At 68.1% G+C, this 20,756-nt stretch carries 19 protein-coding genes and 1 tRNA gene; 14 read left to right on the top strand and 6 right to left on the bottom strand.

Annotated features, from left to right (window positions below):
- Positions 1–113: 113 nt before the first annotated feature.
- Positions 114–713 carry a TRAP transporter small permease subunit gene (locus NUV79_RS17400; protein ID WP_257734365.1) on the bottom strand — a complete coding sequence of 200 codons (600 nt, stop codon included), beginning with the start codon at positions 711–713 and terminating at the stop codon, positions 114–116.
- Positions 714–997: 284 nt separating this feature from the next.
- On the opposite strand from NUV79_RS17400, the gene NUV79_RS17395 reads away from it, so the two are divergent.
- From NUV79_RS17395 to NUV79_RS17375, 5 genes are all read left to right on the top strand, one after another.
- A complete protein-coding gene (locus NUV79_RS17395; protein WP_257734364.1) occupies positions 998–1,786 on the top strand; it encodes a class II glutamine amidotransferase in 789 nt (262 codons plus the stop codon).
- A 143-nt stretch (positions 1,787–1,929) separates the two neighbouring features.
- Complete coding sequence (locus NUV79_RS17390) at positions 1,930–3,585, top strand: acetolactate synthase large subunit (protein WP_257734363.1); 1,656 nt, start codon at positions 1,930–1,932, stop codon at positions 3,583–3,585.
- A gap of 35 nt (positions 3,586–3,620) precedes the next feature.
- Positions 3,621–5,003 carry an aldehyde dehydrogenase family protein gene (locus NUV79_RS17385; RefSeq protein WP_257734362.1) on the top strand — a complete coding sequence of 461 codons (1,383 nt, stop codon included), beginning with the start codon at positions 3,621–3,623 and terminating at the stop codon, positions 5,001–5,003.
- An 89-nt stretch (positions 5,004–5,092) separates the two neighbouring features.
- Positions 5,093–6,073: an arginase gene (rocF, locus tag NUV79_RS17380; protein ID WP_257734361.1), complete on the top strand. Its 981-nt coding sequence runs from the start codon at positions 5,093–5,095 to the stop codon at positions 6,071–6,073.
- Positions 6,074–6,158: 85 nt separating this feature from the next.
- The gene (locus NUV79_RS17375; protein ID WP_257734360.1) at positions 6,159–7,304 is read left to right on the top strand and encodes a Gfo/Idh/MocA family protein; all 1,146 of its coding nucleotides are present in this window, start codon (positions 6,159–6,161) and stop codon (positions 7,302–7,304) included.
- A gap of 21 nt (positions 7,305–7,325) precedes the next feature.
- On the opposite strand, the gene NUV79_RS17370 is transcribed toward NUV79_RS17375, so the two are convergent.
- From NUV79_RS17370 to NUV79_RS17355, 4 genes are all read right to left on the bottom strand, one after another.
- Positions 7,326–8,327, bottom strand: a complete 1,002-nt coding sequence (locus tag NUV79_RS17370; protein ID WP_257734359.1) for a pyridoxal-phosphate dependent enzyme — start codon at positions 8,325–8,327, stop codon at positions 7,326–7,328.
- A 97-nt stretch (positions 8,328–8,424) separates the two neighbouring features.
- Entirely contained in the window at positions 8,425–8,706 is a 282-nt protein-coding gene (locus tag NUV79_RS17365; RefSeq protein WP_257734357.1) for a hypothetical protein, read from the bottom strand.
- A gap of 308 nt (positions 8,707–9,014) precedes the next feature.
- A tRNA-Ala gene (locus tag NUV79_RS17360) sits at positions 9,015–9,090 on the bottom strand.
- 166 nt (positions 9,091–9,256) lie between these two features.
- Positions 9,257–9,655 carry a TIGR02300 family protein gene (locus NUV79_RS17355; protein ID WP_257734356.1) on the bottom strand — a complete coding sequence of 133 codons (399 nt, stop codon included), beginning with the start codon at positions 9,653–9,655 and terminating at the stop codon, positions 9,257–9,259.
- Positions 9,656–9,871: 216 nt separating this feature from the next.
- Here NUV79_RS17355 and aroA point away from each other — a divergent pair, with 216 nt between their 5' ends.
- The 3 genes from aroA (at position 9,872) to NUV79_RS17340 (ending at position 12,781) form a co-directional block, all read left to right on the top strand.
- Complete coding sequence (aroA, locus tag NUV79_RS17350) at positions 9,872–11,215, top strand: 3-phosphoshikimate 1-carboxyvinyltransferase (protein WP_257734355.1); 1,344 nt, start codon at positions 9,872–9,874, stop codon at positions 11,213–11,215.
- Complete coding sequence (gene cmk, locus NUV79_RS17345) at positions 11,212–11,862, top strand: (d)CMP kinase (protein ID WP_257734354.1); 651 nt, start codon at positions 11,212–11,214, stop codon at positions 11,860–11,862. Before aroA ends, cmk begins: the two co-directional genes overlap by 4 nt.
- A 115-nt stretch (positions 11,863–11,977) precedes the next feature.
- Positions 11,978–12,781, top strand: a complete 804-nt coding sequence (locus tag NUV79_RS17340) for a DUF1194 domain-containing protein (RefSeq protein WP_257734353.1) — start codon at positions 11,978–11,980, stop codon at positions 12,779–12,781.
- A 2-nt stretch (positions 12,782–12,783) separates the two neighbouring features.
- Here NUV79_RS17340 and hrpB read toward each other — a convergent pair whose 3' ends face one another.
- The gene (gene hrpB / locus NUV79_RS17335; protein ID WP_257734352.1) at positions 12,784–15,288 is read right to left on the bottom strand and encodes an ATP-dependent helicase HrpB; all 2,505 of its coding nucleotides are present in this window, start codon (positions 15,286–15,288) and stop codon (positions 12,784–12,786) included.
- Between the two features lie 78 nt (positions 15,289–15,366).
- Here hrpB and trpA point away from each other — a divergent pair, with 78 nt between their 5' ends.
- From trpA to NUV79_RS17305, 6 genes are all read left to right on the top strand, one after another.
- On the top strand, positions 15,367–16,212 hold the full coding sequence (gene trpA, locus NUV79_RS17330; protein ID WP_257734351.1) for a tryptophan synthase subunit alpha: 846 nt from the start codon (positions 15,367–15,369) through the stop codon (positions 16,210–16,212).
- 104 nt (positions 16,213–16,316) lie between these two features.
- Entirely contained in the window at positions 16,317–17,213 is an 897-nt protein-coding gene (gene accD / locus NUV79_RS17325; protein ID WP_257734350.1) for an acetyl-CoA carboxylase, carboxyltransferase subunit beta, read from the top strand.
- 116 nt (positions 17,214–17,329) lie between these two features.
- On the top strand, positions 17,330–18,652 hold the full coding sequence (locus NUV79_RS17320) for a bifunctional folylpolyglutamate synthase/dihydrofolate synthase (RefSeq protein ID WP_257734349.1): 1,323 nt from the start codon (positions 17,330–17,332) through the stop codon (positions 18,650–18,652).
- 17 nt (positions 18,653–18,669) lie between these two features.
- Complete coding sequence (locus NUV79_RS17315) at positions 18,670–19,092, top strand: hypothetical protein (RefSeq protein ID WP_257734348.1); 423 nt, start codon at positions 18,670–18,672, stop codon at positions 19,090–19,092.
- Between the two features lie 14 nt (positions 19,093–19,106).
- Positions 19,107–19,949 carry an aldo/keto reductase gene (locus NUV79_RS17310; protein WP_257734347.1) on the top strand — a complete coding sequence of 281 codons (843 nt, stop codon included), beginning with the start codon at positions 19,107–19,109 and terminating at the stop codon, positions 19,947–19,949.
- A 132-nt stretch (positions 19,950–20,081) separates the two neighbouring features.
- Positions 20,082–20,747, top strand: coding sequence for a L,D-transpeptidase (locus NUV79_RS17305; RefSeq protein ID WP_257734346.1), 666 nt, complete (start codon positions 20,082–20,084; stop codon positions 20,745–20,747).
- Positions 20,748–20,756 lie beyond the last annotated feature (9 nt).

The following is a 20,756-nucleotide window of genomic DNA, read 5'->3' as shown; positions in this document are numbered from 1 at the left end:
GTCGCCGGTATGGAGGCCGAAGAAGGCGAGGAGAGTCAGCGCGAGCAGCAGGCCGGCGACGCGCGGAAGGCGATGAGCGTGCATGGGACGGTTCCGGACTTCTTGCGGGCCGCTCACGAGGCGAGGCCCTGTTCCTTGGCTTGGTCGAGCAGGCGCTGGGCTTCGGCTTCAGCCGCCGCAGCATGGCCGAGCGCCGCCTCATCGTCCTCGAGATCGCCGCGCATGATCGCGATCGTCTTGATGATCTCAGAGACGCCCTGGAAGGTCAGCATCACGAAGCCGATGACGACGAGCCCCTTGGCCGGCCATTGCGGCAGGCCGCCGGCCGAGAGCGACTGCTCGTTGATCGCATAGGAGCGCATGAAGAACGGCCAGGAATGGTAGACGATCAGCAGGCAAAACGGCATCAGGAAGAGCACGTGGCCGAGCAATTCGATCCACTGGCGGACGCGCTTCGGCAGCATGCTGTTCACGATGTCGATGCGGATGTGTTCCTTCACCTGCATCGTCCAGGAGGCGCACATCAGGAAGACCGCGCCGAACAGCATCCATTGCAGCTCGAGCCAGGAATTCGACGAGACGTTGAAGACCTTGCGGACGATGGCGTTGATCGCCGCCACGAGCACCGCGACGAGGATCAGCCAGGCGACTTTCTTGCCGATCTGGCCGTTGACCGCGTCGATGACCCGGCTGATGCCAAGGAGACCCTTCACATTCCCGCTCCCGTCGAGAGGCGCCATGGACCGGGCATGTCGAGCCGGTTCGTGTTTATGCGCAGCTTATGCGCTGGATCGGTATAGGAGGGATGCGCGGCACGCAAGACGGTGCGGGTCTTATCCATTGGACGAAAGGCGGAGTGCGCGGCTGCCTGTTTTCGCGGCAGCAGATTGCGCGCCGGGATCGTCCTCGCCCGCGGGGCGAAGAAACGTTATGTTCGCGTTCATCTTCGGAGAACATCATTCTCCGGCCCGCTTCCAACCGTCGATTCGAGGCGCCGATGTGCCGCTTCCTCGCCTATTCCGGCGTTCCCGTCTTCCTTGAGGACTTCGTCGCCTCGCCCTGCCATTCGCTGATCCACCAGTCGCTCCATGCCGAGGAGGCCAAGACCGGCACCAATGGCGACGGCTTCGGCGTCGGCTGGTATGGCGAGCGGCCCGAGCCCGGCCAGTATCGCGAGGTCAGGCCCGCCTGGTCCGACGAGAACCTGCTCTCGATCGCGCGGCAAGTGCGCTCGCATCTGTTCTTCGCCCATGTTCGCGCCGCGACCGGCACCGCCACGACGCGGGCGAACTGCCACCCCTTCGTCCATGGCCGCTATCTCTTCATGCATAACGGCCAGATCGGCGGCTATGGCACGATCCGCCGCCGGCTGGAGGCGCTGATCCCGGATTCGCTCTACGGCGCCCGCGCCGGCACGACCGACTCGGAAGCGCTGTTCCTGCTCGCCCTATCTCATATGGCGGAAGGCATGGCACCGGGCGACGCACTCGCCGCAGCCTTGTCGGATGCACTCTCGCTGATGCAGCAGGCCGGCATTCGCGAGCCCTTGCGCTGCGCGGCGGCGCTCGCCGATGGCGACAGCATCCACGCGATCCGCTGGTCCTCGGACACGAAGCCACCGAGCCTCTATGTCTGCGAACGGCCGGACAGCGTCGTGGTCGCGTCCGAGCCGGTCGATGCCGCCCGCGAATGCTGGCAGGCCCTGCCCTGCAACACCCTGGTCACGGTGCAGGGCGGCGCGGTGACGTTCTCGCCCTTCGAGATCGCGCTGAAACAGGCCGCCTGAGCCGGCCTCGGCTCCTTCGCTTCAAGTCGCGGCCGGGCAGGACTGCCATGCGCCGCGCGCCCTGACACGCCCCCGGTTGCGTTCCTACGTCGAGAGCCTAGCCTTGCCGTCCGACGAGGCTCTCTCCGGGAAAGGCACGGGCGATGAAGAAGGGTTCCGATCTTCTGGTCGAGGCGCTTGAGAACGAGGGCGTCGATCGCGTCTTCGGCGTGCCCGGCGAGGAAAATCTTGACGTCGTCGAATCCCTGCGCAAGTCGAAGATCGAGCTGGTCCTGACCCGCCACGAGCAGGCCGCCGCCTTCATGGCCGCGACGCATGGGCGCCTCACCGGCCGCCCCGGCGTCTGCATCGCGACGCTCGGGCCGGGCGCGCTCAATTTCTCGACCGGCGCGGCCTATGCCCATCTCGGGGCGATGCCGATGATCCTGCTCACCGGGCAGAAGGCGATCATGACCGCCAAGCAGGCGCGCTTCCAGATCGTCGACGTCGTCGCCTCGATGCGCCCGCTGACCAAGATGACGCGCCAGATCGTCAGCCCCGCCAGCATCTCTTCGGTCGTCCGTGACGCCTTCCGCGTGGCGATGGAGGAGCGGCCGGGTCCCGTCCATCTCGAACTGCCCGAGGATATCGCGGCGGAGGAGGTCGAGGACGTCCCGCTGATCCCGGTCCATCCGCTCGACCGGCCGATCGCGCCAGCCGTCTCGCTCGACCGCGCCGCCGCGATGATCCTCGCCGCCAAGCGCCCACTGGTGATGATCGGCGCCGCCGGCAACCGGCCGCGGCTGGTCGAGCCGCTCTCGGCCGCGGTGCGCCGCATCGGCCTGCCCTTCTTCAACACGCAGATGGGCAAGGGCGCCGTCACCGGTGGCTCGAACCTCTATCTCGGCACGGCCGCGCTCTCCGAGGGCGACTATGTCCATGAGGCCGTCGCGGCGGCCGATCTGATCATCGCGGTCGGCCACGATACGATCGAGAAGCCGCCCTTCCTGATGCGCAATGCCGGCGGGCCGAAGGTGATCCATCTCGGCTTCCAGTCGGCCAATGTCGAGCAGGTCTACCACCCCGATGCCGAGGTGATCGGCGATATCGGCGTTACCATGACCGGGCTCGCCGACCGGCTGGAAGGCAAGCTGCACGAGCAGAAGCAGACGCTTGAATTGCGCCAGAAGATCCTGGCGAAGATCAATGCCCGCGCCGAGGAGGATCGCTTCCCGGTGACGCCGCAGCGGCTCGTCCATGACGTGCGCGCGGTGATGCCGGAGGACGGCATCGTCTGCCTCGACAACGGCATGTACAAGATCTGGTTCGCGCGGAACTACCGCACCCATGTCGCCAACACGCTCTTGCTCGACAACGCGCTGGCGACGATGGGCGCCGGCCTGCCCTCGGCGATGATGGCGGCGATGCTGCATCCCGAGCGGCGGGTCATGGCCGTCTGCGGCGATGGCGGCTTCATGATGAACTCGCAGGAGATGGAAACGGCGGTCCGGCTCGGACTCAACCTCGTCGTGCTCGTCCTCAATGACGGCGCCTATGGCATGATTCGCTGGAAGCAGGCCGTCGACCAGTTCCCCGATTACGGCATGACCTTCGGCAATCCGGATTTCGTCGCCTATGCGAAGGCCTATGGCGCCAAGGGCTCGCGCGTGACCTCGGCCGAGGCGCTGGTGCCGACGCTGGAGGCCGCCTTCAAGGGGGGTGGCGTCCATCTCGTCGATTGCCCGATCGACTATTCCGAGAACACCCGCGTCCTCGTCGAGGAGCTGCGCAACAAGGTGCCGGACGTCGACCTCGCCTGATCCTCGGTATCGCCAGCGAATTCAAGGAGACGACCATGCTCAGGGTTGTGCAGGCCTATGACCGCGCCCCGATCACGGAGATCGAGACCGACGACGAAGCCGCGCTCGAACGCAAGCTGCAGGCGGCGCAGGCCGTCTTCAAGGATCGCGACAACTGGCTGAAGCCGCATCAGCGCATCGCGATCCTGCGCAAGCTCGCAGGCCTCCTCGAAGCCAGACGCGACCATTTCGCCATGCAGATCGCGCGCGAGGGCGGCAAGCCGCTGCCGGACGCCATCGTCGAGGCGAACCGGGCCGTCGATGGCGTCTATAACGCAGCCGAGGAGCTCAGGAACTTCGCCGGGCGCGAGATCCCGATGGGGCTCTCGGCGGCTGCCGCCGATCGCTGGGCCTTCACCACCAAGGAGCCGATCGGCATCGTCGCGGCGATCTCGGCCTTCAACCACCCGCTCAACCTGATCGTGCATCAGGTCGCGCCGGCGATCGCGGTGGGCTGCCCGGTCATCGTCAAGCCGGCCGGCACGACGCCGCTCTCCTGCATCGATTTCGTCAAGCTGGTGCACGAAGCCGGGCTGCCGGAGGCCTGGTGCCAGACATTCGTGCCCTTGGAGACCGCGCTGGCGGAGAAATTCGCCACCGATCCGCGCATCGCCTTCCTGAGCTTCATCGGCTCGGCCAAGGTCGGCTGGTACCTGCATTCAAAGCTCGCCCATGGCGCCCGCTCGGCGCTGGAGCATGGCGGCGCAGCACCGGCAATCGTCGACAAGAGCGCCGATCTGGACGGGATCATCGAGCCGATCGTGAAGGGCGGCTACTATCACGCGGGCCAGGTCTGCGTGTCGACGCAGCGCATCTATGTCCATGACGCTGTTATCAACGACTTCACCGAGCGGCTGGTCGCCCGCGTCAAGAAGCTGCGCACCGGCGACCCGACGCAGGCCGACACCGAGGTCGGCCCGCTGATCATTCCGAAGGAGGCCGACCGCGTCGCCTCCTGGATCGACGAGGCGGTGAAGGGCGGCGCCAGGCTCGCCACCGGCGGCAAGCGCCTGTCTGAGACGACGCTGGAGCCGACCGTGCTGATCGACCCCGATCCGGAAGCGCGCATCTCCAGCGAGGAGGTGTTCGGCCCTGTCGTCGCGATCTACCGCTACAGCAAGCTCGACGACGCCATCGCGCGGGCAAACTCGCTGCCCGTCGCCTTCCAGGCCAGCATCTTCGCGCAGGATATCGACATAGCCTTGCGCGCCGCGAACCGGCTCGATGCCTCCGCCGTGATGGTCAACGATCCCACGACCTTCCGCACCGACTGGATGCCCTTCGCCGGGCGGCGCGCCTCCGGATACGGCACCGGCGGCATCCCCTACACGATGCGCGACATGACGCAGGAGAAGATGATCCTGCTCAAGCGCCGCTGACCACGGCACTCGACAGGGGCATGCCGATGCGCCATGGACGGCGCGTCGGCGCATGACGCCCATCGACATCGCATGAACGGACCACTGGAATGACCGCCTCCTCCGCCACCGCCCCCGCTTCCCAGGGCCGCATCGCCCTGCTCGGCGCGCCCATCGAGGTCGGCGCCTCGCGACGTGGCGCGCTGATGGGTCCGGCTGGCCTGCGCACCGCCGGCCTCGCCCGCGTGCTGGAAGACCTCGGCTACACGGTCAGCGACCATGGCGACATCCTGCCGCGCGACCTCATCCCGGTCGACGGCCCGGCCCCGGCCAATGCCCGCTTCTACAACGAGATCGCCGCCTGGATGCGCGCGCTCAGCGCCCGTGCCTACGAGATCGCCCGCTCCGGCGACACGCCGATCTTCCTCGGCGGCGACCACAGCCTGTCGATGGGTTCGGTCAACGGCGTCGCCCGCCACTGGCAGGAGCAAGGCCGCAAGCTCTTCGTGCTCTGGCTCGACGCCCATGCCGATTTCAACATGCCGGCGATCTCGCCCTCCGGAAACATGCACGGCATGTCCTCGGCCTTCCTGTGCGGCGAGGCCGGGCTCGACGACCTGCTCGGCTCGGAGCCGCGCGCCTCAATCGCGCATGAGCAGCTCAGCCTGTTCGGCATCCGCTCGATCGACCCGCTCGAGAAGGCGGCGGTGAAGGCGCGCGGCGTCGATATCGCCGACATGCGCGCCATCGACGAGCATGGCGTCGGCGTGCTGATCCGCCAGGTGATCGAGAAGGTGCGCGCGGCGAACGGCGTGCTGCACGTCTCCTTCGACGTCGATTTCCTCGACCCGCCGCTGGCGCCGGGCGTCGGCACCACCGTGCCGGGCGGCGCGACTTATCGCGAGGCGCATCTGGTGATGGAGCTTCTGCACGATTCCGGGCTGGTGCGCTCGATGGACATCGTCGAGCTCAACCCGTTCCTCGACGATCGCGGCCAGACCGCCCGCCTCGCGGTCGAGCTCGCCGGCAGCCTGTTCGGCCAGCAGATCACCGACCGGCAGACGCCGTCCAACGCGATCGGGGCGGCGTAAGCCGTATTTCCGCGAAAGCCGATCTTCACTCTTGCCTGATAGAGGCCGTTCCATCGGCTTGTGAGTCGATGGAACGGGTTCAAGCATGAAGATCGCGCTCGTCGGCACAGGGTTTGTCGCCGACTACTACATGACGACGCTGGCGAACCATCCGACGCTCGCTCTCGCGGGCGTCTGGGATCGCGATGGGGCGCGGCTCGAAGCCTTCCGCGCCTTCCACAATGTCCCCGCCTATCCCGATCTCGATGCCCTGCTGGCCGATCCGGCCATGCAGATCGTCGTCAACCTGACGACACCCGAGAGCCACTACGAGATCACCAGCCGCGCGCTCGCCGCCGGCAAGCATGTCTATTGCGAGAAGCCGCTAGCGATGGAACTGGCGCAGGCCGAGGCGCTGGTCGCGCAAGCGCAGGCCGCAGGGCTGACGCTGGCGACCGCTCCCGCCAACGGGCTCAGCGACACCCATCGCCTCGTCGAGGAGGTCTTGCGCTCGGGCCGCATCGGTGCGCCGCGATTGATCTATGTCGCGATGGAGGACGGCCCGGTCTTCCGCGACAAATGGGCGAGCTGGCGCTCGCGCTCGGGCGCGCCCTGGCCCGGACTGCACGAGTTCGAGATCGGCTGCACGCTGGAGCATGCGGGCTACGCGCTGTCCTGGCTGGTGACGCTGTTCGGACCGGTCGAGAGTCTGACCGCCTTCTCGGCCGTGACCTTCCCCGACAAGGGGCCGGGCACCCAGCACATCACGATGGCGCCGGATTTCTCGGTGGGTTGCCTGACCTTCCACTCCGGCGTCGTCGCGCGATTGACCAACGGCCTCGCCGCGCCGCGTGACCGTTCGCTGCAGGTCTTCGCCGAAACGGGCTCGCTGACGGTGCGCGATCTCTGGGACAACCGCTCTGCGGTCCATGTCGAGGAAATCGATGCGCCACGGCCTTTGCTCGGGCGGCTCTTGACACGAGCTGAGGCGAAGCTCGGGCGGGCGCTGCCGTGGAAGCCGACGCCGGGACGCAAGCTGGCCTATCCAGCCCAGCCGATGAGCAAGGCTCTGCCCGGCTTTCCCTCACAGATCGACTTCATGCGCGGCGTGGCTGATCAGGCCGAGGCGATCCGGCGCGGCGAGGCGCCGCGCTTCTCCGGGGCGCTCGCGCTGCATATCACCGAGCTGGCGCTTGCCCTCAACAACGCCCGCGACCTGGCACAGCCCTACCGGCCGCGCTCGCGCTTCTGACCGCAGCCGGAACCGGCGCTCTCAGTTCACCGTGCGAAACTGCCCGCGCTGCGCGAAGAGCGAGGCCGTCCCGCCGGTATGGAGGATGCAGGCCGGCTCGCCCGACGGAATCGCGCCATTCGCGACCAGATCGAGGAATCCGGCGCAGGTCTTCGCCGTGTAGACATGCTCAACTAGGATGCCTTCGATGCGGGCGAAGGCAATGATCGCCGCCTCCGATTCGGGCGTAGGAACACCCCAGCCGCCGCCGAGATGGGCCATGTGATAATGCAGCGGCGCCTCGTCGAGCCCGCCGACCGTCAAACCCGTCCGCTCGGCAATGCCATCGTAGATTTGGCGGATGCGGGCCTCCAGCTCGGCCTGCTCGTATTCGACGCTGACGAGATGGACCTGGAAGGGGTGACCGAGCATGGCATTGCCGAAGATGAAGCCGGCTTCCGTCGGCCCCATCGAGCCCGCCAGGAAGACATGGCGCAGCGGTGTCGCTTCGCGCTGTGACTGCTCGTGCAGTTCGAAAGCGGCCAGGACATAGCCGAGCGCACCGAGAACGGCGTCGCCGACAATATAAGGCGTCCGCCCCTGCCGTTTCAGCTCCGCGGCAGCAGCCTTCATCGCCGCCCCGCGCTCCTCCTCGCCGACCGCACCGATGAAACGCGTTTCCGCGCCGAACAGGCGGTTCAGGAAGGAGCGCTCGCGATTCGTCGGGCTGTCCTCGGCATTGTGGATGATCACGCAATCCAGCCTCGCTATCGAGGCCGCGGCCGCCGTGAGGCGGCAGAGATTGGACGTCGCCCCGCCCGCGACGAGGACGATATCGGCCCGCTCCCGAAGGGCGGCGCCCAGCCAGAATTCGAGGCTGCGCAGCTTGTTGCCGCCGAGCCCGATCTCCATCAGGTCGTCGCGCTTCATGAAGAGGTCGGGGCGGCCGAGCTTGCGCTCGAAGCCGGAAAGACGCTGGAGCGGTGTCGGCGCCTTGACGAGGTCGTAGCGCGGCTCGCGCAGGATGGTCTGCAGGTCCGACATCAGGCCAGCCTCTCTCCAGAGCGCGCCCGCAAGCGGCGCGGCATCGCCGCGTGCTCGCTCATCGCTTCAGGAAAGACAAGCCCCGTCGATGCCGGCCTTACGCCGAGCGCTTCTTGCGGTCGTCCTTGCGCTGATCCGGTTCGGCGGCCGACTTGGACGAGCGCACGAGCGTCGCAATCGCCAAGGGCGGCTTGCCCGACCGCTCCGAGATGACCTGGTCCTGCTCCATGATGGCCGTCCGGGCGGGCTCATCGCCATCCAGGCCACCGAGCAACGACGTCGGAACGCGCCGGTTCGAGGTCCTAGACCCGTCCTCATAGACGACGTCGAACATGGTGAACTCGCTATCCAGCGCCTTGGATTTCGTACGCTTGGCCATTCCTGCTTCCTTCTACGGAGCGTGCAACGGGGCGGCTTTAACGCCGCGATTCGCGAGTGCCTGCGCGGCAAGCTGCCGGGTGATTCGCGGCTTCCAGCGGAGCCAGACGGAAGCGTCAGGGGGGATGACGCAAAAGCGAAGAATTCCCGCCGGTTTCCGCCATCTTGAGGAAGACTGTCCGAAATCCCGGGAGGTTCAGGAAACGGCCATCCCGTCAGGTTCCAGATCGACCGAAAACGTTCGGAATATCAGGACAGCGCCGAAGCGTGATCCGAGACACCAGCCTGTTCAGTGCTCTCGGGGAAATTTGGTGGAGCCAGGCGGAATCGAACCGCCGACCTCTTGAATGCCATTCAAGCGCTCTCCCAACTGAGCTATGGCCCCACACGCGACGACCGACTTGGGGATCGATCATCAACCGGAATTTGGCACCGCCTCGGCGGTTCCGTCCGGGCCGCCCTGTCGGCGACGAAGCGCTCTATAGGCGGCTCGGACGGAAGACACAAGCGCTTAATGTCGCCGTGTCGTCATCTTTTTTCGAGGCTGTGGATCAGTTGTCCTCGTCGCCTTCGATGTCGCCATCGATCAGGTCCGAGACGTCGTCGTCGCCTTCCTCATCCTCTTCGAGGAAGGTGTCGTCCTCGTCATCGCCGCCGACATCCTCGACCTCGATATCGTCCTCGCTGGTGACGACGGCTTCCTTCTCGGACGCCTCGGCATCGGCCTCGTCGAGCGAGACGAGCTCGACGGCGCCATCGGCGGCCTCGGTCTCGTCTTCCTCGTCGGCTTCCGGCTTGGACGCCGCGGCCGCCTTGGCCTGCGGCTCGAACATCGCCCGCGGATAAGCCTGACCCGTATAGGGCGAGACGATCGGGTCCTTGTTCAGGTCATAGAATTTGCGGCCCGTGACCGGGCAAACGCGCTTCGTTCCGAGTTCCGGTTTCGCCACTGCGTCGGACCTTCAACTATCATGTTTTGAAAAGCAGGCGCGTCCGTTAGTCGGGGTAGGCCGCGCTGTCAAATGTTGATTTGCGCAAGGCCGCCCTGCGGGGGGCCGGGAGCGTCGATTCGGCGCGCCGCTACGCGCTCGCCTTGGCGCATCGCGCGCGGGCATGCTACGGCCCTTCCTGCATTCCTTTCGGCCAGCCCGCAGAGACCGCCCACCGTGTCCCACGACCATGAACCCGTCCCCGTCACCGCCCGCGCCGGGGGCCCGCTCAAGGGCCGCGTCCGTGTGCCCGGCGACAAGTCGATCTCGCACCGGGCCATGATCTTCGGCCTGCTGGCGATCGGCGAGACCAAGGTCACCGGCCTGCTCGAAGGCGAGGACGTGATGCGCACCGCCGCCGCGGCGCGTGCGCTCGGCGCCATCGTTCACCATGACGGGCCAGGCGCCTGGCGCGTGCAGGGCGTCGGCGTCGGCGGCTTGCGCGAACCGGCCGAGGTTCTCGATTTCGGCAATGCCGGCACCGGCTCCCGCCTGATGATGGGCGTCTGCGGCTCGCATCCGATCACCACGACCTTCGACGGCGACGCCTCGCTGCGCAAGCGGCCGATGCGGCGCATCCTCGACCCGCTCGAGCAGATGGGCACCGTCGTCGTCTCGCAGCAGGAGGGCGGACGCGTGCCGCTGACCCTGCGCGGGCCGAAGGAGGCGATTCCGATCACCTACAGCCCGCCGGTCGCCTCGGCGCAGATCAAATCGGCCGTGCTGCTGGCGGCGCTCGCCGCCCCCGGCGAGACGACCGTGATCGAGGCGGAAGCGACCCGCGACCATACCGAGAAGATGCTGGCGCATTTCGGCGCCGAGATCACGGTGACGCCGGAAGGCGAGCATGGCCGCCGCATCGTGCTCAAGGGTCAGCCGGAATTAAAGGCAGCGCCGATCGTCGTGCCGGCCGACCCATCCTCGGCCGCCTTCCCGCTGGTTGCCGGGCTGATCGTGCCGGGCTCGGACATCCTGATCGAGAGCGTGATGACCAATCCGCTGCGCTCGGGGCTGCTGACCACTCTGCGCGAGATGGGCGCCGACATCACCGTCGAGCGCGAGGCCAACGAGGGCGGCGAGACGGTCTGCGACCTGCGCGTGCGCGCCTCCAGCCTCAAGGGCGTGACGGTGCCGCCGGAGCGGGCGCCGGCGATGATCGACGAATATCCGGTGCTGGCGGTGGCCGCCTCCTTCGCCACAGGCACGACGCGAATGCGCGGCCTGCAGGAGCTCCGCGTCAAGGAATCCGACCGTCTCGCGGCGGTCGAGGCCGGGCTGAAGGCCGCCGGCGTGACCTGCCGGATCGAGGGCGACGACCTGATCGTCGAGGGTTCGGGCGGCGCAGCCGTTCGTGGCGGCGGGCCGATCGCGACCCATCTGGATCACCGCATCGCGATGAGCTTCCTCGTCATGGGGCTGGCTACTCAGAATCCTGTCGTGGTCGATGACGGCCTGATGATCGCGACGAGCTTCCCGAGCTTCGTTTCGCTGATGAACGGGCTCGGAGGCCAGATCGGATGAGCCCGGCCCGGTCCGGCCGGCTCGTCATCGCCGTGGACGGCCCTGCCGCCTCCGGCAAGGGCACGCTCGCGCGCCGGCTCGCCGCGCATTACGGCCTGCCCTATCTCGATACCGGCCTTCTCTACCGGATGGTGGCGCGCGCCATGCTCGATGCCGGCCACGACATTCATGACGCCGTAGCCGCCGAGGCTATCGTCGGCAGCTTCGACGAGACCGCCTTCCCGGAGGAGCGGCTGCGCGGCCGCGAGATCGGCGAGGCGGCTTCCGTGGTCGCCGCGATGCCGGCCGTGCGCGCCGGGCTGCTGACCCGGCAGCGGCGCTTCGCCGCGCAATCCGGCGGAGCCGTGCTCGACGGGCGCGATATCGGCACGGTGATCTGCCCGGAGGCGCCGGCCAAGCTCTTCGTCACCGCGACGCCGGAAGTGCGCGCCGCGCGGCGCCACAAGGAGCTGGTCGGGCGCGGCGAGACTGTGACCTTCGACGGCATCCTCGCCGATATCCGCCGGCGCGATGCCCGCGATTCGGGCCGTAGCGACGCCCCCCTCAAGGCGGCGGAGGATGCGGTCGTGCTCGACACTTCGGCACTCACCGTCGAGGAGGCGGCTGCTGCCGCGATCGGCATCGTCGAGGGCCGTCGCGCGGCCTGAGCTCTCCGCTCGCGAATTTGCTATCGAAACAGGCGCCCTTAGCCGGATTTTCCGGCTTGGCGCGCGTCCCGGCCGGGCGCACACTTCCCTCCGCAAATCGGCGACGGAGGTGGCGATGCGGCGTTGGCTGTACGGTCTCTCATGTCTGGCAGTGGCGGCGCTCTGGCAGCCCGCCCTGCCCAGAGCCCAGACGGCGGCTCCGCCCGAGGAGGTCGATGTCGCGCTCGTGCTCGCGGTCGACGTCTCCTATTCCATGGATCTCGACGAGCTCGCCCTGCAGCGCAACGGATATATCGAAGCCTTCCGCTCGAAGCAGCTGCACGATGCCATCAACAAGGGCGCGATCGGCAAGATCGCCGTGACCTATTTCGAATGGGCCGGCGGCAGTTTCCAGTACATCGTCCGGCCCTGGAAGGTGATCGACGGCCCGGCCGCGGCGATGGCTTTCGCCGAGGAGCTGGGCGAGGCGCCGACGCGGCGCGGCCGGCGCACCTCGATCTCCGGCGCGATCGATCTCGGCGTGCAATTGCTGGAACAGTCGAATGTCAGCGCAATGCGGCGCGTGATCGACATCTCCGGTGACGGCGCCAATAATGACGGGCGCCCGGTCACCGTGGCGCGCGACGAGGCCGGCGCCAAGGGCATCGCCATCAACGGCCTGCCGGTGATGCTGAAACAGGCCGGCTATTTCGACATCGACAATCTCGACACCTACTACACCGACTGCGTCATCACCGGCGTCGGCGCCTTCGTCATACCGATCCGCGAGAAGCACCAGTTCGTCGAGGCGACCAAGACGAAGCTGCTGCGCGAGATCGCCGAGGCCCCGGCCGACGCGACATTCCACAAAGCGCAGTCCGGCAATATCGCGACCTGCCTCGCCGGCGAGCGGCAATGGCGCGACCGGATGGGGAACTAGGCTCAAGTCCCGCGCTGCTTCGCCCGCGTCGTCGGCAGTGCTGCGGCCGGGTCGTCCGGCCAGAGATGGCGGGGGTAGCGGCCCTTCATCTCGGATTTCACCGCAGCCCATGAACCGCGCCAGAAGCCGGGCAGGTCACGCGTGACCTGAATCGGCCGATGCGCCGGGGAAAGCAGCTCCAGAACGAGCGGCACGCGCCCGCCCGCTAGAGCCGGATGCGTCGCCAGCCCGTAAAGCTCCTGCACCCTGACCGAGATGGTCGGGCCGGCCTCGGCGGCGTAGTCGACCGCGAGCGAGGAGCCGGTTGGGGCGGTGAAATGCGTCGGCGCCTCCTGATCGAGCCGGCGCTTCATCTCCCAGGGCAGGAGGCCCACCAGCGCCGAATCGAGATCAGAGGCTTGAATCGAAGCGAGCGAGGCGCGGCCCGCGAGATGCGGCGCCAGCCAGAGCTCGGACTCCTGCGACAAACCCTCGTCCGAAAGATCGGGCCAGCTGGCCTCGGGCTCGGCCTTGCGCAGGAAGGCGGCGCGCTCGCGCAGCTGGTTCTGCCCCTTGCTCCAGGGCAGCAGGCCGATGCCGAGCGCCGCGATGCCCCTCGCCAGCGCCTCGGCATTCTCCGGGCTGTCGGCAACGGATAGTGGCCGTTCCGACAGCGACAGCGCGCCGTAGCGGCGCACAGCCCGGACACGCAGGGCGCGCGCGGCACGGTCGAAGCTCGCTTCCTCGCGCTCTGCGATGGCGAAGGGAGCGAGGCCATGGGCGACGAGCGCCGCGATCTCCGCTTCCGTGATCGCGGCGGCGGCCATGATGCGAGCCTGCTGGGCCGCGCCGGTCATCTCGGCCACGACGATGTAGGGCTCGCGCGCCAGGCGCTGCGACGGCTCCAGCGCGCCGCCACGGCGATTGGCGAGGAGATATTGGCCGGAGCTCGGCGCACGCGCCCTAGCGACGCGATCCGGGTAGGCGAAGGCGAGCATGAGGCCTGCCGAAAGGGCCTCGCTGGCTGAAACCTGCCCCTTGCCGACGCTGCGCTCGGCGGTTCGCGCCCAGCCCTCGGCGAGGCGGCGCATGTCGCCGGCCCGGCCGCCACGCTCACGGTCGAAGCGATCCAGTCGCTCGGCGAGATCGATGGCATCGCCGCCAAGGCCGCGCTCGACCAGCACAGCGGCGAGCTCGGCGGCCATGTCGGCCTGCCCAAAGCGCGCGGCCGCCACGATCATGCGGGCGAGACGCGGCGGCAGCGGCAGGGCCTGCAAGGCGCGCCCATCCGGCGTGATGCGGCCATCGGCATCGAGCGCGCCGATATGGCTCAGGAGCGCGCGGGCTTCCTTGAGAGCGGGTGCGGGCGGCGGGTCGAGGAAGGCCAGCGTGGTGGGATCACCCACGCCCCAGGCGGCGCAATCGAGCAGGAGCGTGCTCAGATCGGCCGAGAGGATTTCCGGTCGGGCGAAGGCTTCGAGCGCGCCGGTCGCGGCTTCCTCCCAGAGTCGATAGCAGACGCCTGGCTCGGTGCGGCCGGCGCGGCCCCGGCGCTGGTCGGCGGCGGCGCGGCTGACGCGGCGGGTCTCCAGCCGGGTCACGCCGATATCGGGCTCGTAGACCGGCACGCGGGCGAGGCCGGAATCGATGACGACGCGCACGCCCTCGATGGTCAGCGAGGTCTCGGCGATGGCGGTGGCGAGCACGACCTTGCGCCTGCCCGCCGGCGCCGGCAGCACGGCGCGATCCTGCTCGCGCTGGTCGAGCGCGCCATAAAGCGGCGCGATCTCGACGGCGGGATCGCGCAATCTCTCGCGCAAACGCTCCTCGACGCGGCGGATTTCGCCCTGGCCGGGCAGGAAGACAAGCTGCGAGCCCGGCTGCTCGTTGAGCGCCAGCAGAACCGTCTCGGTGACCTGATCCTCGATGCGCTTCAGCGGGTCGCGGCTGCGATAACGCGTCTCGATGGGGTAGGCCCGCCCTTCGCTCTCGATCACCGGGGCATCGCCGAGCAGCTTTGCGACGCGGGCGCCATCCAGCGTCGCGGACATCACGAGGATGCGCAGGTCCTCGCGCAGGCCTCCCTGCGCATCGAGCGCGAGCGCGAGGCCGAAATCGGCATCGAGCGAACGCTCGTGGAATTCGTCGAAGAGCACGGCGGCGACGCCGTCCAGCGCGGGATCGTCGAGGATCATCCGGGCGAAGACGCCCTCGGTCACAACCTCGATCCGCGTCTTCGGGCCGATCTTCGAGCCGAGGCGCACGCGCAGGCCGACGGTCTCGCCGACGCGCTCGCCCAAAGTCTGCGCCATCCGGTTCGCTGCGCCGCGCGCTGCCAACCGCCGTGGCTCGAGTACGATCAGCTTGCCACCCTTGGTCCAGGGCTCGTCGAGCAAAGCAAGCGGCACGCGCGTGGTCTTGCCGGCGCCGGGCGGAGCGACCAGAACGGCATTCGGCCGCGCCTGCAGGGCGGCGGCGAGATCGTTGAGAACAACGTCGATCGGAAGGGGCGTGTCGAAGGCGCGCATGCCCGGCCGATGTGGCGCAGGCGCGCTCTACGCGCAAGCCACTCGCCAGCCGGCGCGCGTCATGCTAACCGCTGCGGCATGACTGAGACCGGCCAGACCCGCATCCAGAACCGTTTCCAGGCCTGCGCCCGCGAGGGCCGGGCGGCGCTCGTGACCTTCGTCACCGCCGGCGACCCGGATTTCGAGACCTCCAGCGCGATCCTCGCAGCCCTGCCCGGAGCCGGCGCGGACGTGATCGAGCTCGGCGTGCCCTTCACCGACCCGATGGCGGACGGCGTGCCGGTCCAGCTCGCCGGGCAGCGCGCCCTCAAGGCCGGACAGACGCTGCGCAAGACGCTGGCCATGGTCGAGAGCTTCCGCAAGGCCGGCCATGACACGCCGATCGTGCTGATGGGCTATTACAACCCGATCTGGGCCTATGGCGTCGAAGCCTTCCTGGCGGATGCCCGCCGCGTCGGCATCGATGGCCTGATCGTCGTCGACCTGCCGCCGGAAGAGGACGAGGAGCTCTGCCTGCCGGCGCTCAAGGCCGGCGTCTCCTTCATCCGCCTGGCGACGCCGACGACGGACGACAAGCGCCTGCCCAAGGTGCTGCAGAACACCTCCGGCTTCGTCTATTACGTCTCGGTCACCGGCGTGACCGGCGGCGCCATCGCCGATTACGGCGCGGTCGGCGATGCCGTCGCCCGGATCAAGCGCCATACCGACCTGCCCGTCGCTGTCGGCTTCGGCGTGAAGACCGCCGAGGATGCCGCCACCATCGCCAAGCGGGCGGACGGCGTCGTCGTCGGCTCGGCGCTGGTCGAGCGCGTCCGGCTTTCGCTCGACGATCAGGGCAAGGCCACGGAAAAGACGGTTTCGGCTGTCACCTCGCTGGTCAGCGAGCTCGCCCAAGGTATCCGCTCCGTCGCCAAGGCGGCCTGAGCCCGGTTTCGTTCAACGGTCGCGCCGCTTGCCCGCCGGCAGGCGCGACCCCATTTTCGGCGTGACGGCGCGCAAGCGCCGACAACCCATCAGGGATTCATCCGATGAACTGGATTTCCGAAGTCGTCCGGCCGCGCATCAAGACGCTGTTTAAGCGCGAGAGCCCCGAGAACCTCTGGATCAAGTGCCCCGATTCCGGGCAGATGGTGTTCCACAAGGATGTCGAGGCCAATGGCTACGTCATCCCCGGCTCCGAGCACCATATGCGCGTCACCGCCTCGGAGCGACTGCGCCTGACCTTCGACGACGGCAAGTGGCTCGACGTCGCGCTGCCGGAGGTCGCGACCGACCCGCTGAAGTTCCGCGACGAGAAGCGCTATGTCGACCGGCTGAAGGACGCCCGCGCCAAGACCGGCATGCAGGACGCCTTCAAGATCGGCTATGGCCGGGTCAAGGGCCTGCCGATGACGCTGGCCGTGCAGGATTTCCACTTCATGGGCGGCTCGCTCGGCATGGCCGCGGGCGAAGCCTTTGTGAAGGGCGCCGAGACGGCGCTCGACAAGAAGACGCCCTATGTCGTCTTCGCGGCGTCGGGCGGCGCGCGCATGCAGGAAGGCATCCTCTCGCTGATGCAGTTGCCGCGCACGACCGTCGCGGTGCGACGCCTGCGCGCGGCCGGCCTGCCCTATTTCGTCGTGCTGACCAATCCGACGACCGGCGGCGTCACCGCCTCCTATGCCATGCTGGGTGACATCCATATCGCCGAGCCCGGCGCGCTGATCGGCTTCGCCGGCCCGCGCGTGATCGAGCAGACCATCCGCGAGAAGCTGCCTGATGGCTTCCAGCGCTCCGAGTACCTGAAGGATCACGGCATGGTCGACATGGTCGTGCATCGCCGCGACCTCCCGGAGACGCTCGCCCGGCTTGGCCGCCTGCTGATGAAGCAGCCGGCCGTGAAGGAAGAGGCGGCGTCCGCGCGTCCGGTGGCCGAGGCCGTCTAAGTTAAAGCAGTTCCGCGGAACTGCTTTAATCTCTTGTACTGACGCATTTTCTTCGCGCGAACCGGTGCCCACTTCGCTCGAAAATACTTTTGCTTACGGCTGGGGGCCGTCACGCCATGGGGTCTTCCGACGCCTTGCTCGCGCGCTTCATGGCGCTGCATCCCAAGCTGATCGACCTCTCGCTCGGCCGCATCCTGACCCTGCTCGAGCGGCTCGGCGATCCCCAGAAGAAGCTCCCGCCGGTGATCCATGTCGCCGGCACCAATGGCAAGGGCTCGACCATCGCCTTCATGCGGGCGATCCTCGAAGCGGCCGGCCTCTCGGTCCATGTCTATATCTCGCCGCATCTGGTGCGCTTCCATGAGCGCATCCGGCTGGGTGCGCCCGGCGGCGGACGCTTCGTCGCCGAGGACAAGCTGGTCGAGGCGCTGGAGCGCTGCGAGGCGATCAATGCCGGCGATCCCATCACCTTCTTCGAGATGACCACGGCGGCCGGGCTGCTGCTCTTCTCCGAGCATCCGGCCGATGTCCTGCTGCTGGAGGTCGGACTCGGTGGGCGCTTCGACGCGACCAATGTCATCGCGCACCCGGCCTGCACGGTGGTGACGCCCGTCTCGCTCGACCATTCCGAATATCTCGGCGATACCGTCACCAAGATCGCCGGCGAGAAGGCCGGCATCTTCAAGCGCGGCGCCCCGGCCGTGATCGCGCCGCAGGAGCCGGAGCCGACCGCCGTGCTGGAAGCGGCGGCCGAACGCGCCGGCGCCTCCAAGATCCTGATCGGCGCGCAGGATTTCAACGTCCACGAGGCCGGCGGGCGGCTGGTCTACGAGGATCAGGACGGTTTGCTCGACCTGCCGTTGCCGCGCCTCTCCGGGCGCCATCAGCATATCAACGCCGGCACCGCGATCGCGGCGCTGCGGGCGGCTGGTTATGGCGGCCTGCCGGTCAGCGCCTTCGAGAACGGGATGCGCAACGCCGATTGGCCGGCGCGGTTGCAGCGTCTCTCCCGTGGGGCGCTGGCCGAGCTGGTGCCGGAGCGCGCCGAACTCTGGCTCGATGGCGGCCACAATCCCGATGGCGGCCGGGTGCTGGCGCAGGCCATGGCCGATCTCGCCGACCGCAATCCGGCGCCATTGGTGATGATCGCCGGACTGCTCTCGACCAAGGACGCGGCCGCAACGCTCGGCCATTTCAAGGGACTGGCACAGGCGCTCTACGCCGTGCCGATCCATAATTCGCTGGCCGCGCGCCCGGCCGAGGAGGTCGCAGAGGCCGCCCGAGGCGCCGGGCTCGTCGCCGAGGTCGCCAGCTCGGTGGAGCAGGCGCTGCGGACGATCGCGGCGCGCGACTGGCCGGTGCCGCCGCGCATCCTGATCTGCGGCTCGCTCTATCTCGCGGGCGAAGTGCTCTCGGATAACGGCACGCCGCCGACATAGAGCATCGAGGGAAAGCCATGCCCGTTCCCGGACTGACCGTCTTCGCCGCCATGCTGCTCTGCGGCGCCCTCGGCGGTTGCGTTACGACCGAGGGGACTGCTCCCGCGCAGGCCGACAGCGCGGAACGGGTCGCATCCGGCAAGCGGACTTTCCTGCAGAAGACCTTCATGACGATGGACGATCGCTGCCGGCCGATTCCGCGCCCCAAGGGCGTGCTGACCGAGCCGCCCCGTCACGGCAAGGTCCGGCTGGCGACCCGCAAGGCCGCGGCCGAATACGGACCGGGCCCGTTTCAGCACTGCAACGGCAAGGTCGGGCCGTCGCTCGCCTTCGAATATACCTCGAAGCGTGGCTATCGCGGTGCCGACAGCTTCCTCGTGCGTATCCGCTACGATGACGGCGAGATCCGCTACGAGCGGTTCGAGATCACTGTCGATTAGCCGGAGGAAGCCTCATGCAGCGCAGCTTCGGAGCCTCGGGCCCGCTCGTCCCTTCGATCGGCCAGGGCAGCTGGTACAGCGAGCAGGGCGACCGGCGCGAGGCGATCGCCGCCTTCCGGCGCGGGCTCGATCTCGGGTTGACGCATATCGACACGGCCGAGATGTATGGCGACGGCCGCGCCGAGGCGCTGATCGGCGAAGCCGTCGCGGGCCGGCGCGACGAGGTTTTCCTCGTATCGAAGGTGCTGCCGCACAACGCCTCGCGGCGGGGTGTGCAGGCCGCCTGCGAGCGCTCGCTGAAGCAGCTCAGGACCGACCGGCTCGACTGCTACCTGCTGCACTGGCGCGGCCCGCACCCCCTTGAGGAAACCTTCGCGGCTTTCGAGGTGCTGAAGCAGGAGGGCAAGATCCTGTCCTGGGGCGTCAGCAATTTCGACGAGGACGATCTCGACGAGGCGCTCGCCGCCGCCGGCAAGGGCAGGATCGCCTGCAACCAGGTGCTCTACCATCTGCGCGAGCGCGCGATCGAGCATGCGGTGATCCCGTGGTGCGAACAGAACGGCGTCGCCGTCGTTGCCTACAGCCCCTTCGGTCATGACGATTTCCCGGCTGCCGGCAGCGCGCCGGGCAAGGTCCTGGCCGAGATCGCCGCAAGCCACGGCGCGACGGCCCGGCAGGTCGCGCTCGCCTTCCTGACGCGGAGCGACAGCGTCTTCGCGACCCCGAAGGCCGGCCGGGTCGCCCATGTCGAGGACAATGCCGGCGCGTTGAATCTCGCGCTCTCGGAAGCCGAGATCGCCCGGATCGACTCGGCCTTCCCGCGTGGCCGCAAGCCCGCCTCGCTGCCGATGATCTGAGCCGCCGGAAACCACGTTCCGCCTTCCGGCTTTACAAGCCGGAGCCGTCGGCGCTTTCCTAGAGTCAAGGGCGGCGGCCACCAGAGCTCGACAACGCCTCATCCAGCAGTAGCGTCTTTCGGAGTGAGTGTGATGCGTCGCGTTCTCGGCATCCTGGCCGCCCTCATCCTGTCGGCTTTCGCCGGCGCCGCCCATGCCGGCGTCGATGTCAGGGTCGATATCGTCGCCCAGCGCATGAAGGTGACCACCACCGACGGCGAGGTCCACGACTGGAAGATCTCATCCGGCCGCAAGGGCTTCCGTTCGCCAAACGGCGTCTACCGTCCGACCCGGCTCGAGAAGAACTGGTATTCCCGCAAATACGGCGGCGCGATGCCGCATGCCGTGTTCTTCCGTGGCGGCTATGCGATCCATGGCACCACGGCGGTCGGCGCGCTCGGCCGGCCGGCCTCGCATGGCTGCATCCGCCTGCACCCGACCAATGCCGCCAAGCTCTTCGCCCTGGTGAAGAAGCATGGCTCCAGCCAGACCAAGATCGCGCTGCACGGCGCCGCGCCTGACAATCTCTCGCGCTTTGCCAAGGCCTCCTCGCCGTCGAAGGCCAAGCTCGCGAAGGCGAGTTCTTCCAAGCAGACCCTCGCCAAGGCCAAGCAGCGCCATCACGCGACGAGCGTCGCCCAGCAGCGGCGCGGCGGCGACTGGGAAGCGGCACGCGGCCAGATCCTGCTCCGTCCCGCCCTGCCGGCCGGGGCCTATGGCTACCAGCCCTATTACCCGAACGGCTACGGCTGGCGCTAAGCTTCAGAA

Origin of the sequence: Allobosea sp. 47.2.35 (genome assembly GCF_024655635.1) — a bacterium.
Classification (GTDB): domain Bacteria; phylum Pseudomonadota; class Alphaproteobacteria; order Rhizobiales; family Beijerinckiaceae; genus Allobosea.
The sequence above is the reverse complement of the archived record's forward strand: the minus strand, read 5'-3'. Positions and strand labels throughout refer to the sequence as shown.

Coding starts and splice junctions, on each gene's coding strand:
- NUV79_RS17370 (WP_257734359.1), bottom strand. CDS start 8,327: ATGTCGGACCTGCAGACCATCCTGCGCGAGCCGCGCTACGACCTCGTC.
- rocF (WP_257734361.1), top strand. CDS start 5,093: ATGACCGCCTCCTCCGCCACCGCCCCCGCTTCCCAGGGCCGCATCGCC.
- NUV79_RS17315 (WP_257734348.1), top strand. CDS start 18,670: ATGCCCGTTCCCGGACTGACCGTCTTCGCCGCCATGCTGCTCTGCGGC.
- accD (WP_257734350.1), top strand. CDS start 16,317: ATGAACTGGATTTCCGAAGTCGTCCGGCCGCGCATCAAGACGCTGTTT.
- NUV79_RS17365 (WP_257734357.1), bottom strand. CDS start 8,706: ATGGCCAAGCGTACGAAATCCAAGGCGCTGGATAGCGAGTTCACCATG.
- NUV79_RS17375 (WP_257734360.1), top strand. CDS start 6,159: ATGAAGATCGCGCTCGTCGGCACAGGGTTTGTCGCCGACTACTACATG.
- NUV79_RS17305 (WP_257734346.1), top strand. CDS start 20,082: ATGCGTCGCGTTCTCGGCATCCTGGCCGCCCTCATCCTGTCGGCTTTC.
- NUV79_RS17390 (WP_257734363.1), top strand. CDS start 1,930: ATGAAGAAGGGTTCCGATCTTCTGGTCGAGGCGCTTGAGAACGAGGGC.
- NUV79_RS17340 (WP_257734353.1), top strand. CDS start 11,978: ATGCGGCGTTGGCTGTACGGTCTCTCATGTCTGGCAGTGGCGGCGCTC.
- trpA (WP_257734351.1), top strand. CDS start 15,367: ATGACTGAGACCGGCCAGACCCGCATCCAGAACCGTTTCCAGGCCTGC.
- NUV79_RS17310 (WP_257734347.1), top strand. CDS start 19,107: ATGCAGCGCAGCTTCGGAGCCTCGGGCCCGCTCGTCCCTTCGATCGGC.
- NUV79_RS17395 (WP_257734364.1), top strand. CDS start 998: ATGTGCCGCTTCCTCGCCTATTCCGGCGTTCCCGTCTTCCTTGAGGAC.
- NUV79_RS17320 (WP_257734349.1), top strand. CDS start 17,330: ATGGGGTCTTCCGACGCCTTGCTCGCGCGCTTCATGGCGCTGCATCCC.
- cmk (WP_257734354.1), top strand. CDS start 11,212: ATGAGCCCGGCCCGGTCCGGCCGGCTCGTCATCGCCGTGGACGGCCCT.
- NUV79_RS17385 (WP_257734362.1), top strand. CDS start 3,621: ATGCTCAGGGTTGTGCAGGCCTATGACCGCGCCCCGATCACGGAGATC.
- hrpB (WP_257734352.1), bottom strand. CDS start 15,288: ATGCGCGCCTTCGACACGCCCCTTCCGATCGACGTTGTTCTCAACGAT.